Below are 17,670 nucleotides of genomic sequence, written 5' to 3'. Positions count from 1 at the left end.
TGATCAATGTTAGTCTACCGCAACTATAGGATATTCCCAATATCAGCTGATTAAAGGGCCTGTCTCAATACCCGGCAATGCCCTGGCAGCAATCCTGCTCAGCTGCCGGCTGCGTAATTGTTCATCTTTATATAACAGGCACATTTTATCTGCCAGGTCTCCCAGGCTATCCGGATCTGTATATAATACAGCATCTCCCCCGGCCTCCCTGGCGGCCAGTCCATCCAGAGCAATTACCGGCACCTGGCATTGCAGGGCCGCATACACTGGCATCGCCATTCCTTCAAAACGGGAAGTATAAATCAACGCATATGCACCTGCCACCAGCTTTGACATAGTTTCCTGATCTGTTTCTTCCAGCCACACCACATCATTTCTGTATTTATAACTGGCCAGCGATGCTGAAATATCAGCACCGGCAGGAGTAGCTGCACCTGCCAGGACCAGTTTCATATTTGAATGTAATCTTCTTTTCAGCGCAGAAAATGCTTTCAGCAAAGGCAACACATTATTACGGGGATGTAAACTACCCACTGCTATAAAATATTCTACTCCACCGGCAAATTCCCTTTTCACATCCTCTCTTTCATCCCATTCAAGTGGCTTATAGCTTTTATGAATGCCAGGTGATATCTTCTGTATACGGGATGCCGCTTCCGGAGCATAGGTTATCACATCTTCCTGTACTGTTTGCGATAATACCAGTATCCGCTGCGCTTTCCGGATATATTTCACCATATTTTTTTTAAGCGACCGCTGTATGGAAGGGCGCATACCTGCTACTCCATGCATAAAACCCATATCAGGAATATACAGATTTGCGGGAATAGTACTACGTAATGGCAAAAAACCATCCATCCCCAGAAACAATTCTATCCCCTGTGCTTTCATTGCCCGGGGCAATTTCCACTCCAGCCATAAATAACGTTGCCAGGCTTTGGAACCTTTTAAGGGCAATACCACCACGGAAACATTCTCTGGCAATTCCAGGGAAACCGGTTTTTTATCAAAGAAGAAAATAAATGTATGTTCCGGGTGTAACCGGCATAGCCCTGTTAAAAGTGTTGTAACTATATTGCCTGTATCCGCGGTCGTATCCAGGGACATAGGACTCGCATTCACTCCTATACGCATAATTTACCTGCTTATTCTGCTGCATGCAAAGCTAGGAAGAAATTCAGAAGAGATTTAGTCATCCTTCGTTCATCCTCCGTTTAAAAACGAAGGATGAACGAAGGATGACTAAATCTCTTCTGATATACAGCTGGCTGGCTGCTTAATAGATATATGTAAAATTTCTTATTGCGGTTCCTTATTCGTAATCCAGAATGACTTGGTAACCACATTGTTTGATTTGCCCGCAGAAGTAATCACCACTGTTACCTTCACAATCTGCAGGGGTTTCAGACCACTAAGATTGATAGATATGGTACCATCTGTGGTAGGGGCAATCAGGTTCTGGGGAATTACAATCCCTCCCGGGTCAGTAATTGCAGTTATATCTACAGTTACACCCTTTGAAGGCATGGCAGAAGTAACTTTAACCTGAAATGTGTAAGTAGAACCAGGAGCAGCTGTGTAAGCACCCTCAGTTACATTTTCAAGGGAAATCACCAGGCCCTCTTCCTGTGGAGCAGGATCACCATTTGAGTTTTTCTTCTTGCAGGCCGTAAATGTAAGTAACAAGGCCAGAACAGGTAAAAGATATGTTTTCAAGGGCATAATTGTAAATATAGGATCAAGTAAAATTAAGAGTTTTTTTAATGCGAAGCAAGCATTTACTGCCGCACATCCATTGCATCTCTCAATCCATTGCCTAACAGGTTAAAGGCCAGCACCATTAACATAATAGCCACACCAGGGGCAAGGGCCAATAATGGATTATGGGTGATGATGAAATTATAGTTCTCCTTGATCATCAGCCCCCAGGAAGGCTGTGGGGGCTGTACGCCTACTCCCAGGAAGCTGAGACCAGCTTCCACCACAATGGCTGTGGCAAAATTACCTGCCGCGACTACCATTACCGGTCCCATAATATTGGGTAAGATATGCTTTACAATAGTACGGATGTGACCAAAACCCAGTGCCCTCGTGGCTTCTATGAACGGTAACTCCCTCAGGCTCATTACCTGCCCCCTGATAATACGGGCTACATTCACCCACATAGTAAGTCCCACTGCTATAAATACCTGCCAGAAACCTTTGCCCAGGGCTAATGTGATGGCAAATACCAGCAATAAGGTAGGCACAGACCATATCACATTTACCAGCCACATTACCATATCATCCGTACGGCCACGGAAATAACCGGCTACAGCTCCCAGCACTACCCCAATACTTAACGATATAATAACAGCAATACAACCTACACTCAGGCTTACCCGGGTACCTATCAGCAACCGGCTGAGAATATCACGGCCAAATTTATCTGTGCCCAGCCAGCAGGTATGATGAATTATATGTTTTGCAATCAGTTCACGCGCATTTCCCCTGGCTCCCTTTATTATCCGGTTCAGGCTATATTGTTCCTCCAGCGTATTTTCCTCATCGATGTACCGTTCTATTACGATGTTATTTCCGGAAATATGCCAGCTGCGAAGGGGGATATAAGTAACATCATCTTCCTGCCCGTTCAGCAACCGCTGCCACAGACTTACTTTTACCACAGGCCGCTCTTTGGGCAATGCAAGCAGATCTATGCTGAAACCCGGGCGCTGCCCGCCTATTTCCAGCATCATCCTGTTCGCATATGGTGTGCCATCCGGCGATACCAGGTAAGCAATAATGCTTACTATCACAGCCACCCCTATTAACAGCATTCCGCCTGCTGCACCTTTATTACGCCGCAGCCTTTTCCATGCCTGGCGACTAAAAGAAGATCTGATCATGTGTTATTTTACTTTTCTTCCTTTCCACTGGTAAGAACCAAACTTTCCAAGCCACCCAGCTACTACAATGTAAGGAATATGAAATAACTGCCCGGGAATAAACCAGAATAACAGATTTGTTTTATGGAAAAACCGGGCCACCGGTATCAGAAAATAATATTCTACGGTTACTTTATACAACAGGAAGATCAGCAACCACGGACGATATGCAGGTAATACCAATGCCACAATTGTCATAAACAACAATGCTACATTCCAGAAATAAACCAATGCGAGCACCCAGGTAAGCCGTTTATCATCATACTTATCTGCTTTAGACGACCAGCGGATACGCTGATGCATGAATCCGTTAAAGGTATCTACTGGCAGTGTACGCACAATCACATCTTCATTTTTGAGGTATAATACTCCGTGAGGATATAATTTATAAATCTTAAACATCAGCAGCATATCATCTCCCGATGCTATATCATCTATCCCCTTAAATCCTCCTGCTTCATAAAATACTTCCCGCTCATAAGCCAGGTTAGCACCATTACACATAGTACCGGATTTCAATGCTGCCAGCGCACCAGTAATGCCCTGCATCGTCATAAAATCCAGCGATTGTAATTTCTTAAAGAAGTTATTTTCTTTGTAGAAACTTACCGGGGCTGCAATAAATTTAGGTCTGTATGCTTCATAATACTGTACCATTGTACTGATCCATAAAGGACCCATTACACAGTCAGCATCCGTAGTCATAATGAGATCTCCCGTTGCCTGTTCCACCGCCAATTCAATCGCCTTTTTCTTATAGGAATTTAGCCGCTGTTCTGCACTCAGGTAACGGCTCAGTTGCAGCAATTTTATATTAGATGCTGGAAAGTCAGTAACAACAGTGGCTGTATTATCGGCAGAAAAATCATCTATCACAATTACCTCAAACAGATGCGCCGGATAAGTCTGATCCTTCAATGCCTGTAGCAATACCGGCAGGTTATCTTCTTCATCTCTTGCAGGAATTATCACTGTTACTTTTGTATTACCACTTACCGGTATCACAGGTGTAAATGGTAACAGGTTTTTCCATCCGGAACCATAGCGCAGCATCAGTAATCCATAAACAACCCCGGGAATAAAAAGTATTATTAAAATAAAGTACATAGTTAATTTTTACAATCACGAATCAACATCATTCGTAATTATCAAGTATTGCTTCCCCCAATTCATCAGATAATAACTGGTGTCCTTTTTCCAGCACCAGCATTTTGCAGGGAAATGTATTGTCCATAAAACGTATTCCCAGTACAGGAGGTATTACACGATCATATTTACCAAATATCAGCAGCGTAGAAATTTTATGTTTCGCCAGCAATTGCCTGCAAAGCTTTTTATCCGGCATCATTTTACGCATGCAGGTCCATACAGTATAAACCAATTCTCTTTTCTCCAGCTTATTCATGCTGTTCAGCGCAAATTTATATATGCTTTCATTGAGAAATTTTAAACGGTGCCATGTATTCAGTAATCCGAAAAATAATTGCGGATGATATGTGACATGCTTAAATAACCTGTTCCCGATAGCGGTTTGCGTTACAAACATATGCCAGGGATTATTTTTAAGTCCGTCCGGTGCCAACAGGTAAAGATTTAAAATCTGCGGGGCCATATCTTCCAGCACGCATAATGCTACCCGTCCGCCCATGCTATACCCCATCAGTGAAAAGGATTTCTTTTGTTGCCTTTCCAGCACCAGCCGGATAATGGCCTGCATATCTTCCTTTGTAAATGGCCGTGGCTCATTCCAGGACGTTTGTCCATGCAGGGGCATGTCTAGTGCCACCAGTGTAAAGATACTCCCCAGCGTACGCGAAAGCCGCCCAAAACCGGTTACCTGTTCCCCGAAGCCATGCAGACAAATGAGCAATTCTTCTCCCTCACCTTCGCAGGTGCCGTGAAAAAGACTATTCTGATATGTCAGAAAGAATGAAGACATCTCTGCAAAAGTATCAACTTTTGCCATTTGGCCTAAACTAAGTAAATTACAATAAGACTAAAAATTTCACGATGGACGCAACCGTTGATAATAAACCCGCTTTGAAAGGCGCCGAATTTCTTGTTAAAGAAAGCGCTGCAAATGAGGTATTTACCCCTGAAGATTTTACAGAAGAGCAACTGATGATCAAGGAGATGGCAGAACAGTTCATTAACAAGGAAGTGACGCCTATACTTGAACGGATAGATAAGCTGGAAGAAGGTTTAATGCCCTCCCTGCTGGAAAAAGCCGGTGAACAGGGCCTCCTGGGGGCTGCATTTCCGGAAGAATACGGTGGGCTTGGCAAAGACTTCGTTACAGCAACCCTGATTAACGAATCTCTTGGAGCGGGGCACTCCTTTTCTGTAGCCATGGCTGCACATACCGGTATTGGTTCTCTTCCCATATTGTATTTCGGTACAGAAGCTCAAAAGCAAAAATATATCCCGGCCCTGGGCAGCGGAGAAATGAAAGGCGCTTACGCCCTCACCGAGCCCAACTCAGGATCAGATGCGCTGAGTGCTAAAACTACCGCCAAACTTTCTGCCGATGGTAAATACTACCTGCTCAACGGACAAAAATGCTGGATCACCAATTCCGGCTTTGCTGATGTATTCACTGTTTTTGCTAAAATTGATGGTGATAAATTCACTGCCTTTATAGTAGACAAGGGTACTCCCGGGTTTACACTCGGCCAGGAAGAGCACAAAATGGGGATCAAAGGATCTTCTACCAGGCAGATCTACTTCCAGGATGCACAGGTACCCGCAGAAAATGTACTGGGCGAAATAGGTAAAGGCCATCTGATAGCCTTTAACATCCTGAACATCGGCCGGTTGAAATTATGTGCGGCTGCATTGGGAGCTTCTAAAAAAGTAGCCAACATTGCAATCCAGTATGCCACTACCCGTGAACAGTTTAAACAACCCATCGCCAACTTTGGGGCTATCAAACATAAACTGGCAGAAATTGCCATCCGTACCTGGACATGCGAATCCTCTCTTTATCGTACTGCTCAGTTAATAGATGAAAAAGAAAAAGAACTGGTAGCTGCCGGTAAACCATTTAGCGAAGCGGTTCTCGGTGCTGCAGAAGAGTACGCAGTTGAATGTGCCATTCTGAAAGTAAACGGTTCTGAAGTGCTGGATTATGTGGTGGACGAAGGTGTACAGATCCACGGTGGTAATGGCTTCAGTGATGAATATGTTATTTCCAAAGCATATCGCGACAGCCGCATCAACCGCATCTTTGAAGGCACCAATGAGATTAACCGACTCCTTATACTGGACATGACCCTGAAACGTGCCATGAAAGGTAAACTGGACCTCATGGCGCCTGCCATGAATGTAATGAAGGAACTCATGAGCATTCCGGATTTTGGTAGTGACGATGAATCTCTTTTCAGCGAAGAGAAGAAACTGGTGAATAACCTGAAGAAAGCCATCCTGCTGGTAGCTGGTGCTGCCGTACAAAAGCTGATGACCAAACTGGATACCGAACAGGAATTGCTGATGAACATTGCCGACATGGCTATTGAAACATTTGTGGCCGAAAGCTCCTTACTTCGCCTGCTGAAAAGAACAGCACTTGAAGGTGAAAGCGCCAATGCATTGCAGGCAGACATAGTACGTGTTTATCTTGCCGATGCGGCAGACCGGATCAACAAATATGGTAAAGATGCCATCAACTCATTTGCAGAAGGTGATGAACAACGCATGATGCTTCTGGGGATCAAACGCTTTACAAAAACAGCTCCTTTTAATACTAAAGATGCCCGCAGACGTATTGCTGATAAATTGATCGCTGAGAATAAATATATCTGGTAAAATAATTTTCTATCCTGTTAAAAATGCCATCCCTATAACAACGGATGGCATTTTTTCGTTTATTTGCCTTAGGACAAGGATTATGAGGCGATCATTACTACTACTGTTACTAAGCATCTCTGCCGGAACACAGCTGCATGCACAGGCATTATTAAAAATGCACCAACCGGTAAAAACGGAAATCAATACCAGCAGCGCCAGGCAATACCTGGTAGGGCGTACCTGTCCGCGCTGCAAAGTGTTATTGAATAACGATAACATCTACGTATATCCCACAGGGGTATTTGCATTGAAGCGCGATCTTCAACCTGGAAACACCGCATTGACGCTGACTGTGACAGACCCAGCCGGAAAAAAAATCAGCCGCACCATCAATTATTATTTCAATCCCCCTCCACCTGTACAAGCGACCAATACTTTCAGAATAGAATACGCAACCATTACTCCTAAAGGCGACCTGCAAATGATTGCCGGCGATACACTGCGTATTAAAATGAAAGGATTCCCCGGCTGTCAGGCTACCTGGATCAACAATACTCCCCTAAAGGAATTACCAGTTTCCCAAAGCGGTGGAGTAGCGGGTTTCTATGAAGGCATTTATGTGATGAAGCCGACAGACTCCTTACTGAATGAAAAGCTGAACATCTTCCTGAAAGATAATACCGGCAACACTACTGTATTTCAATCGGCCAATCGTTATACTTCCCTGCTGAATCAAATGCTGACGGGGCGGACCATTGATAACCTGACCTATCTCACCGTTTCTCCGGAAGGAGATCGCCTGGGACCGGAAAAAGCAGGTTACCTGGATAAAGATATATTGCTGCACATTACCGGCAGACAAGACGATTATTATAAAGTAAAACTGAGCAGGGGGAATTACGCTTACATTCCCGAAGCATTTGTAGATACTGCAACACTGGCGGATGCCATCCCGCTAAGCATTGTGAATGAAGCTAAAGTATGGAGCGATCAGCAGTACGATTATGTATCTGTTGGCTTGTCCGAAAAGCTGCCTTATCTCACTACTCAACAAATAAATCCTGGTAAAATAGTTGTCGATATTCATGGGGCTTATTCAGATCCGTCTGCCTTTATCCCGGAAATGCAAAGTACACCGGAGATTAGTGGGGTAAACTGGCAACAGCTGCAGCCAGATATTTTCCGCATGATCATTTCTCTCTCTCACGGTCAACCCTGGGGTTATCAACTCTATTATGATAGCACCCGGCTCACCATCAGGATCAAACGCCCTCCTGCCAGCCTGCAACTGAAAGATCTTACCATAGGACTGGATGCCGGTCATGGCGGTACTAATGTAGGGGCTCTTGGGGCAATGGGCTTATATGAAAAACAATTAACCCTCTCCATTACACTCCTGCTCAAAGAAGCACTTGAAAAAGAAGGGGTACATGTGCTGACTACACGCACCGCGGATAAATTTGTAGCAAATGAAGATAGACTGGACTATTACCGGCAGGAAAATCCAGACTTATTGCTAAGCATTCACCTGAACTCATCCGTAAACCCTGTAGATGTAAAAGGCACTGCTAATTATTATAAATACCCTTTCTGCCAGCCACTCAATCACTTTATTCATCAACGCATGATGGAAACCGGTCTTGCTGATTTCGGAAACAATGCCAACTTCAACTTTATACTGAATCAGGCTACGGAATTTCCAAATGCGCTGATAGAAACTCTGTTTCTGAGTAATCCTGAAGATGAAATGCATGTGCTTGACGAAAACTTCCGGCAGCAGATGGTAGATAAAATCATTCTTGGATTGAAAGATTTCTTACAACAGGCAGGTAAATAACCCCCGATTCTTTTGGATGAAGCCATTAGGACATAAGGTACTTATGTCCCGGAAGCTTTTTGTTGTAGATACATAATAAACAGGTAGTAAACGGGACCTAAACAGGAGGTAAACAGGTATTTAGCGAACAAACACCTGTTTACCTCCTGTTTAGGTCCCGTTTACTACCTGTTTAGAGTGCTTGTTATAGCACACTTGTTCACACAATATTTCCTTATTGCGTAAAAAGATTTCCTGATACGATCCCAACTCTTTATTACTTAGTCTCAATTTTGCGGCACGCAAAAACAGAGCTCATGATAAGGAAAGATCTACGTCAATTTATGCAATCAGTAATTCTAATATTCAGTTTATTAATTTCTTTTTGCACTACAACTATAGCAAGAGACATAGACGAAGATAACAATGGTATTATCAAGGGTAAAGTAGTTACCTCTGATGGCAAACCCGCCGCAGATGTGGCTGTTATCTTACAGGGCACCTCACATGTCACTTCTACAGATGGTTCAGGTTCCTTTACTTTCCGCAATATCCAGCCGGGCAGTTATCAGATAGTAGTATCCTTAACAGGTTATAACGACGTGGTAAAAGATATTTTAGTAGAAAGTGCTAAAACGGTTAATGTAAGCTTCCAGCTGGATGTTTCCAGTAAACAGCTGAATGAGATTGTGGTAACAGGAAACCAGAACAAACTGGTAAAAAGATCCAGCCAGTATGTATCTAAATTGCCTTTACAGAACATGGAAAACCCACAGGTATATTCTACCATCACTAAAGACCTGATAGCACAGCAGATGATTTACTCTGTGGATGATGCCATGAGAAACGCGCCTGGTATTACCAAACTATGGGATGCAACCGGCCGTAGCGGTGATGGTGGTTCTTACTTCAGTTCCCGTGGTTTTACAGTACAGAGTCAGCTCCGCAATGGTGTGGCTGGTAATGTAACTTCCACAACAGATGCATCTAATATAGAAAGTATAGAAGTGATTAAAGGACCTTCTGCTACACTCTTTGGAAGCACCTTAACTTCTTATGGTGGATTGATTAACAGGATTACTAAAAAACCTTATGATCATCTTGGTGGTGAAATTTCTTATACAGGAGGTAGTTATTCTTACAACCGTTTCTCTGCGGATATCAATACCCCGCTGGATTCTGCAAAGACGTTGTTATTCCGTTTGAACACTGCTTATACTGACCAGGGTAGCTTCACTGATAATGGTTTTAGTAAAGCACTGGCCTTTTCTCCAAGCATTTCTTATAAAGCAACTGAGAGGTTATCATTCCAGTTTGATGCTGAGTTTTATTTCATTAAAGGAGCCGGATCACCATTTTTCTTCTTGCCTTTTTCAGGAAATATAAAGGATATATTGGGTACTGACAGAGCAGATGAACTAAAGCTTGATTATACCCGCTCTTACTTCAATAAAGATCTTACACAGGTATCCAGAAACATGAACTTCTTCGCTTCGATGAATTATAAAATTTCTGACCAGTGGACCTCCCAGACCGTAATGTCTAATACAAATAGTTTTTCTGACGGAGCAGGTGTCTACTTTTATCTGATGGCTGGTGATTCTCTGGCACGCCGGGATCAGTCAACCAATAACGGTACGATAAGCATACTGGAAGTGCAGCAGAATTTCATCGGAGATTTTAAATTAGGTAACATGAGAAACCGCTTTGTAGGCGGACTGGATCTGTTTTACCTGAACTCCGATCAGAACTTTAATGATGCTGGTTTTGATATGATCCCTTCTTACGGTACTATCCCAAATTACGAAGCTTTTAACCGCAGAAATTTAGATGCTGTATATGCATCAGGAGCCTATTCCAGCTATCCTTACGAATACAAAAGATATACTTACAGCGCCTATATTTCAGATGTGCTGAACATCACAGATAACCTGCTGGTACAGGCAGCCCTGCGTATCGATAATTTTGACAACAAGGGGAATTACAGCCCTACAACCGGGAAGTATTCCGGTGGTTATACGCAGACTGCATTTTCTCCAAAGTTTGGTATCGTATACCAGTTGCTGAAAGATAAACTGTCCCTGTTTGGTAACTACCAGAACGGTTTTACAAACAAAGATGGTTACAATTATGACAATGAAAGATTAAAACCAGAACAGGCTAATCAGATGGAAGGTGGTGTTAAAATGGATCTCTTTGAAGGAAGGCTGAGTAGTACCCTGAGTTATTATAACATTAAAGTAAAAGACATCGTTCGTGCTTACACCGGAGCAAATCCAAACCCTATCACTGCCAATAACCAGCTTCAGGATGGAACACAGGTAAGTAGTGGTTTTGAAGCACAGGTGATTGCCAATCCTTTTCAGGGGTTTAGTGTAGTAGCCGGGTTTGCTTACAATGATTCTAAATTAGAGAAATCTAATACAGACCAGGGACGTCGTCCATCCACAGCTAACTCTCCAATAGCAGCTAACCTTTGGTTAAGCTATCGTTTGTCACAGGGTGCATTGAAGGGGCTTACATTCGGTGCAGGTGGTAACTACGCCAGTGATAATAAGATAGCGAACAGCGATTTTGCAGGTGTATTTATTCTGCCTGCATTCACTGTTCTCAATGCAAGTATCTCTTACGATACGCCTAAATTCAGAATCGGTGCTAAACTGGATAACCTGACCAATAAGAAATATTGGGTAGGATGGTCTTCCATGATTCCACAGTCATTAAGAAGCTTTGCCGGTAGTGTTGCATTTAAATTCTAACCATAACCAACTAATAAAAAGAAAGAGAGTATCTCTTAAACAACAAAAGCGCCTCAAAGGGCGCTTTTGTTGTTTAAACCGTGGTTTAATGTTGTGCCCTTTTAAATAACACCGGCCATCACTTCTGGTTATGAGCAATAACCTGTAGTTATACGCAATACCCTAATCATATAATAATCAACACATTAATAAGCCAGCTTCTATATAACACTAATGTATAGTCTACCTAACGGGTAGATTGATTTATATTTGCAAAGGGTTTCATAGCTTTAAGGGGCGTAAAACACAGTAAAATGGCAGATGAGATAAAAGCATTTAATGATTACCGGGCTAAAATGAATGAGGTAATCCTGGGCCAGCAGAATAAGGTAATTAACCGGCTATTCAACCTGGATACAAATACTTATGCAGAAGGTGCATTAAGTACTAAAGTAAAGGAAATGTTAGGATTAGTATCCTCAATGGTATTACGTTGCGATGATTGTATCAAATACCACCTGGGTAAATGTCATGAACAGGGTATCAATACCGAAGAAATGTATGAGATCTTTGCTGTAGCTAACATTGTTGGTGGAACTATCGTTATTCCCCATACAAGAAGAGCAGCTGAATATTGGGAGGCATTACAGCAACAGGCATAAGTATTCCCGATTGCGTAACTACCAACACCATACAATTTCGTAACTTTGCATTCCGATTATAACTTATTTATTATAAAATAAACAAATGTCCACAACAACTATAACTCCGCAAACGCTAACAGCGAAGGATTTTGCGACAGACCAGGAAGTACGCTGGTGCCCGGGGTGCGGAGATTATTCTATCTTAAAACAGGTACAAACTATCATGCCCGGACTGGGCATTCCCAAGGAAAATATTGTGATAGTATCAGGTATAGGTTGTTCTTCACGTTTCCCTTACTATATGAACACATATGGTATGCACTCCATCCATGGCCGTGCTACCGCTATTGCTTCCGGACTCAAAGCCACCCGGCCTGAACTGAGCGTATGGGTAGTGACCGGTGATGGTGACGGGCTGTCAATTGGAGGTAACCATACCATCCACCTGCTGCGCCGTAACTTTGATCTTAACATCATGCTGTTCAATAACCAGATCTATGGTTTAACAAAAGGACAGTACTCTCCTACGTCGGAACAGAATAAAGTGACCAAGTCCACTCCATTTGGTAGTATAGATCATCCGTTTAATCCGCTGGCCCTTGCCCTCGGTGCAGACGCTACCTTTATTGCCCGCAGTATGGACCGCGATCCCAAACACCTGCAGGAACTGCTGAAACGCAGTCATGCACATAAAGGAGCTTCCTTCCTTGAAATATATCAGAACTGTAACATCTTTAATGATGGTGCTTTTGAAGTATTCACGGAAAAAGGTAGCAAACCTGAACAGGCCATCTTTGTAGAGCAGGGTCAGCCGCTAATTTTCGGTACTCAGAAGAACAAAGGTATTCGCCTGGATGGCTTAAGACCTGTGGTAGTTGAATTAGGTGGAGAATACAGTGCTGATGATCTCTGGATCCATGATGAGAACGACTTCTACAAAGCACAGTTACTTACCCGTCTGTTTGATGATCCTCGTATTGAAGGTCATCTGCCCCGTCCGTTCGGTGTATTCTACCAGGCATTCCGCCCTACCTATGAAGATCAGTTGAACTTCCAGGTAGCAGAAGCGACTGCACAGAAAGGTCCGGGTAACCTGGACAAACTGCTGGCTGGCAGAGAAACATGGACTATCAAATAGTAAATACAATCTTCTTATAAAGCAAAACGCTGAGCCTGTAATAGGACTCAGCGTTTTGCTTTATAAGAAGATTGTATTATTGATATTCTGCGGTTTGCTTTACAAAGAAGTTTTGAGGATGATCTCTTGAATTTTAAATATCTATCCTCCGGTTCTTTTTATAAAAAGTTTCGTTTGAGGATGGCCTCTTGAATGTCAAGTTTCTATTCAAAAGTTTGCCTTACAAAGAAGTTTCGTTTGCGGATGTTCTGTATTTCAAATCATACCACATGTTTAATGTCCCATATTCCCAACATCAAACAGCACTTTATATAATAAGATCACACCAAACAATATCATACTGGCCCCGGCTACGCGGTTCAGCCATACGACCGTTTTTAAAGTTAGTTTATGACGGATTCTGTCGGCTACAAATACTTTAAGCACATCAGTTGAGAGTACCCAAATAAGGCCAACGGTATAAGTAATGATCCGGTGCCCCATAGGAGTAGCACTGTTTGCTACAGATAAGCCAAGCCAGAAAAGAATTACACCCGGGTTTAAGGTGTTCATCAGAAAACCTCCCAGCCAGATTTTCAGGTAATCATGCGTACGGAACATTTCCGGCCGCTCATCACCGGTACTGATTTTTACTTTCTTAAATAAGAGACCATAAAGCCCCATTCCAATCAGTAATCCACCGCCACCTATACCAATATATTCCTTGTATTCTTCAAGTCCTGTAATAAAAGAAGTGGCCAGGATACCAGTCATTACAAACATGATATCACTGAAAGATACACCCAGCGCGAAACTGATACCGGCTTTAAATCCGTTATTAATGCTATATTTTATAATGGCGAAGATGACAGGGCCAACTGATACAGAAAGGAATAATCCTAACCCGAGACCCGCTAAGATTGCTGATATCATGCGATACTAAATTCCAGTATTGTCCACAGACAACCATCCAAAAACAAAGGGTAACTTAATTACTGAAGTTACCCCTCTTTTATATTAAAATCGTTAAAGACCTCTTAAACTGACTTTACGCTCAGGAATTTTTCCCAGTCTTTCAGCTTCTCCCCCTTCATCACCCTTGGAAATTTATTCATTGCGCCCTCTTTCCCCTGACCACGCAAATAATCGATAAACACTTCGTTAGGCAGCACTTCAACAAATACTTCCTTCAACGCCGCGGTTCTCTCAACAGCATAGTCATCGTTTACTTCACATAAAGCCTGATCTATAATCTCACGCACAAGTTTACTGTCTACATTCACATTATCTGTACCAATGTACCAGCGATGAGCAAACAGACCCTGATAAGAGAACCCGGCTACAGTAAACTCACGGATAGTAATACCCAGCTTCTTCTGCACCATATCAATGGCCGTGTTCATGTTATCGATACTCATGTGCTCCCCGCATAAGCTCAGGAACTGTTTGGTACGTCCTACAATCACGATCTCATGCTCTTTCACAGATGTAAACTTCACCACATCTCCAATCAGGTAACGCCAGGCTCCTGCACAGGTAGATAACATCACCGCATATTCCACATCTTCCACCACCTCATGGATCATGTAAGATTTAGGATTAGGCTTCACTTCACCCTCAGTATCGAAATTTTCCTCATTAAAAGGAATGAATTCAAAGAAGATGCCGGCATTCAACACCAGTTTGATACCTCTTACACCCGGCCTTGCCTGGAAACCGAAAGACCCTTCTGATGCCATATAGGTTTCGATAAAATTGATGGGCTTACCCAGCAATTTCTTGAAACTATCGCGGTAGGGTTCGAAAGAAACACCCCCGTGAATGTATACAGCCAGGTTAGGCCATATTTCATGAATATCTTTTACCCCGTGGTATTTGATGATCTCTGCCAATACAATTTGTACCCAGGCAGGTACGCCACATACGGTACCCACGTCCCACTGGGGTGCCTTACGTACAATCAGTTTGATGCGCTGTTCCCAGTCTGGTTTCCGGGAAATGTTTCCACCGGGTTTATAAAACCGCCTGAACCAACGGGGAATATTTTTGGCCTGTATGCCACTCATATCTCCCTCATAATAGTCGCCCTTCTCATATAAAGCAGTAGTACCCCCTAACATGAGGATACCTTTTGTAAAAGATTTAGGCGGCACATCAAAATTTGCCATTGAGTAAAGCTGCTTGATCCCCACCTTTTTCACTGTACGTAGCATATCCCGGGTAACCGGTATATGCTTACTGGCAGATTCGGAGGTACCAGAGCTTAGTGCAAAATATTTGATCTTTTCCGGCCAGCTAACATTCGCTTGTCCTTCCAGGGCTTTGTACCACCACTCTCCATGCATTTTGTTATAATTATGCACGGGAACCGTGGCCTTATACTGAGCCATCACACTTGGGCTATCTAGTATTTCCTGGAAGTTGTAATGTTGACCAAACTGCGTATCTTTTGCTTTAGCAAGCAGACGATGTAATACCTGAAGCTGGTATTGACGAGGCGTACCTAACTTGAATGTGAATTTCTTCCTGATGCGTAGCGACCTCGATATAAGATTACCTAAAATGGCCATTAATTTACCTTCTCATTTTATGATATGAACTGCAAAAATACGCCGAATTTTGGATTGCGGCGGCCAGAAATGTAAGGTTTCCTTTGTCCCGGATGGAAATCTCCCTGCAAACATATTACTAAAAACGATATGGGCAGAAAAAAAATTCCCGCGTACCTTTGCCAAATGTTAAAGGCAACCCTACTCAAGGCTACTTATGCAGGTGGTAAGATATTACAACAATACTTCAATGGCGCTTTTCAGATCAGCAGTAAAAGCACCATTAATGACCTGGTAACGGAAGCAGATAAACAGGCCGAGACTGCCATTTTCAGTGTGATAAGGGAAAACTTCCCCCAACACTTTATTTTAAGTGAAGAGTCCGGCGAGATTGTGACAGATTCAAACATCAAATGGATCATAGATCCACTGGATGGTACAGTTAATTTTGCACATGGCATACCCATTTGCTGTGTGTCCATAGGAGTAGAACAGGATGGGGAAATCATTATGGGGGCTGTATACAACCCTTTCATGAATGAATTCTTCTTTGCAGAAAAAGGAAAAGGTGCCACACTCAACGATAAAAGAATCCAGGTATCTCAAAAACCAGAACTGGCCAGCGCCTGCCTGGTGACAGGCTTCCCATATCAGTGGGAAGATTCTGCCAATAACCCCATCCGGATCTTTGAATACTTTATCAAAAAGGGACAACCCGTACGCCGCCTGGGCTCTGCTGCGATAGACCTTTGCTGGGTAGCCTGCGGACGTTTTGATGGATTTTACGAACACAGCCTTAATGCCTGGGATGCCGCTGCCGGATTCATTATAGTTGAAGAGGCCGGAGGAAAAGTAACCGACTTTAAAGGACAACGATATTCACCCTACCAGAAAACACTGATCGCCACAAATGGTATCATACACACCCCTCTGGTAGATGTAGTAAATGGAAAATTCTGATATAATAAGCATACACATGAATGAGATAAATGAGGAAAGAACTGAGATCAACTCCCTGGGAGAATTTGGCCTTATAGAACTACTTACAAAAAATATAGAAATCCAGCAAGCAAGCACCATCCTTGGCGTTGGCGATGATGCTGCTGTGATAGATCATTTTGGCAGACAGACAGTCATCTCCACAGATATGCTGGTAGAAGGCATCCACTTCGACCTGATGTATACCCCTCTGAAACACCTGGGTTATAAATCGGTGGTAGTAAACCTGTCTGATATTTATTCCATGAATGCCACTCCTACCCAGATCACAATGAGCATTGCTTTCAGCAACCGCTTTTCCGTAGAGGCGCTCAGCGAATTCTACGAAGGAGTGTATGCTGCCTGTGAAAAATATGGGGTAGACCTGATTGGCGGAGATACCACATCCTCCAAGAAAGGTTTTGTAATTAGCGTAACTGCGCTGGGAGAAGTCGCACCGGACAAGTTTGTAAAACGTTCTACCGCTCAGAAAGGTGACCTGTTATGTGTTTCCGGCGATCTTGGAGCTGCCTTCCTGGGCCTCACCCTGCTGGAAAGAGAAAAACAGATTTATCTGGAAAGTCCTCAGTTGCAGCCCGATCTGGAAAACCAGACCTATGTAATAGGCCGGCAGCTGAAACCAGAAGCCCGCAAGGATATCATTGAATTCCTGCAGAAACAGGAAATCCATCCCACCGCTATGATGGATATCAGCGACGGCCTCAGCTCAGAAATACTGCATATCTGTAAACAGAGCAACCTGGGCTGTGTATTATATGAAGAGAAAATTCCTATTGCCGGAGAAACAAAGGAAGCCGCTCTTAAATTCAGCATGGACCCTACGGCTTGTGCTTTAAGCGGAGGCGAAGATTATGAACTGCTCTTTACCATGAAACAGGAAGACTACGACAAAATAGTACTTTCAGAACAGATCAGTGTAATAGGTTACATGGCAGATATCAGTGAAGGCGCCCACATCATTACCAAAGGCGGCAATAAATATAAAATAGTGGCCCAGGGCTGGAACGCCTTTGAGCAATAATAACAATACTCTCAAAAGTTCCGGGATTACAAAACCTCTGAGCTTTGTTTACAAAACCTTAAATAAAAAGAGA

General features: G+C 43.1%; 14 protein-coding genes. 7 read left to right on the top strand and 7 right to left on the bottom strand.

Features of this window, described 5'->3' with window-relative positions; genetic code table 11:
- Positions 1–42 precede the first annotated feature (42 nt).
- The 5 genes from BM176_RS20420 to BM176_RS20400 form a co-directional block, all read right to left on the bottom strand.
- Positions 43–1,134: a glycosyltransferase family 4 protein gene (locus BM176_RS20420; RefSeq protein WP_090106192.1), complete on the bottom strand. Its 1,092-nt coding sequence runs from the start codon at positions 1,132–1,134 to the stop codon at positions 43–45.
- Positions 1,135–1,299: 165 nt separating this feature from the next.
- On the bottom strand, positions 1,300–1,722 hold the full coding sequence (locus BM176_RS20415) for a hypothetical protein (RefSeq protein WP_090106191.1): 423 nt from the start codon (positions 1,720–1,722) through the stop codon (positions 1,300–1,302).
- A gap of 56 nt (positions 1,723–1,778) precedes the next feature.
- Positions 1,779–2,888 (bottom strand): ABC transporter permease, encoded by a 1,110-nt coding sequence (locus BM176_RS20410; RefSeq protein ID WP_090106190.1) that lies wholly within the window; start codon positions 2,886–2,888, stop codon positions 1,779–1,781.
- 3 nt (positions 2,889–2,891) lie between these two features.
- Positions 2,892–4,034 carry a glycosyltransferase gene (locus BM176_RS20405; protein ID WP_090106189.1) on the bottom strand — a complete coding sequence of 381 codons (1,143 nt, stop codon included), beginning with the start codon at positions 4,032–4,034 and terminating at the stop codon, positions 2,892–2,894.
- Positions 4,035–4,062: 28 nt separating this feature from the next.
- Positions 4,063–4,893, bottom strand: a complete 831-nt coding sequence (locus BM176_RS20400) for an alpha/beta fold hydrolase (RefSeq protein WP_090106188.1) — start codon at positions 4,891–4,893, stop codon at positions 4,063–4,065.
- 44 nt (positions 4,894–4,937) lie between these two features.
- Between BM176_RS20400 and BM176_RS20395 the strand changes: the two genes are divergently transcribed.
- From BM176_RS20395 to BM176_RS20375, 5 genes are all read left to right on the top strand, one after another.
- A complete protein-coding gene (locus tag BM176_RS20395) occupies positions 4,938–6,731 on the top strand; it encodes an acyl-CoA dehydrogenase family protein (RefSeq protein WP_090106187.1) in 1,794 nt (597 codons plus the stop codon).
- 82 nt (positions 6,732–6,813) lie between these two features.
- Positions 6,814–8,550 carry an N-acetylmuramoyl-L-alanine amidase gene (locus tag BM176_RS20390; RefSeq protein ID WP_090106186.1) on the top strand — a complete coding sequence of 579 codons (1,737 nt, stop codon included), beginning with the start codon at positions 6,814–6,816 and terminating at the stop codon, positions 8,548–8,550.
- A 296-nt stretch (positions 8,551–8,846) separates the two neighbouring features.
- A complete protein-coding gene (locus BM176_RS20385; protein ID WP_218162252.1) occupies positions 8,847–11,288 on the top strand; it encodes a TonB-dependent receptor in 2,442 nt (813 codons plus the stop codon).
- Between the two features lie 293 nt (positions 11,289–11,581).
- On the top strand, positions 11,582–11,929 hold the full coding sequence (locus BM176_RS20380; RefSeq protein WP_090106185.1) for a carboxymuconolactone decarboxylase family protein: 348 nt from the start codon (positions 11,582–11,584) through the stop codon (positions 11,927–11,929).
- Between the two features lie 85 nt (positions 11,930–12,014).
- Positions 12,015–13,049, top strand: a complete 1,035-nt coding sequence (locus tag BM176_RS20375) for a 2-oxoacid:ferredoxin oxidoreductase subunit beta (RefSeq protein ID WP_090106184.1) — start codon at positions 12,015–12,017, stop codon at positions 13,047–13,049.
- A gap of 273 nt (positions 13,050–13,322) precedes the next feature.
- On the opposite strand, the gene BM176_RS20370 is transcribed toward BM176_RS20375, so the two are convergent.
- Together BM176_RS20370 and BM176_RS20365 are read right to left on the bottom strand one after the other, a co-directional pair.
- Positions 13,323–13,961, bottom strand: a complete 639-nt coding sequence (locus tag BM176_RS20370) for a LysE family translocator (protein ID WP_090106183.1) — start codon at positions 13,959–13,961, stop codon at positions 13,323–13,325.
- Positions 13,962–14,065: 104 nt separating this feature from the next.
- Positions 14,066–15,598: a GH3 family acyl-acid amido synthetase gene (locus tag BM176_RS20365; RefSeq protein ID WP_090106182.1), complete on the bottom strand. Its 1,533-nt coding sequence runs from the start codon at positions 15,596–15,598 to the stop codon at positions 14,066–14,068.
- A gap of 165 nt (positions 15,599–15,763) precedes the next feature.
- Between BM176_RS20365 and BM176_RS20360 the strand changes: the two genes are divergently transcribed.
- Together BM176_RS20360 and thiL are read left to right on the top strand one after the other, a co-directional pair.
- Entirely contained in the window at positions 15,764–16,537 is a 774-nt protein-coding gene (locus BM176_RS20360; RefSeq protein ID WP_177230467.1) for an inositol monophosphatase family protein, read from the top strand.
- Between the two features lie 16 nt (positions 16,538–16,553).
- Complete coding sequence (gene thiL / locus BM176_RS20355) at positions 16,554–17,597, top strand: thiamine-phosphate kinase (RefSeq protein ID WP_177230466.1); 1,044 nt, start codon at positions 16,554–16,556, stop codon at positions 17,595–17,597.
- Positions 17,598–17,670: the final 73 nt, after the last annotated feature.

Source organism: Chitinophaga sp. CF118, from assembly GCF_900112615.1.
Taxonomy (GTDB): Bacteria; Bacteroidota; Bacteroidia; order Chitinophagales; family Chitinophagaceae; genus Chitinophaga.
The sequence above is the reverse complement of the archived record's forward strand: the minus strand, read 5'-3'. Positions and strand labels throughout refer to the sequence as shown.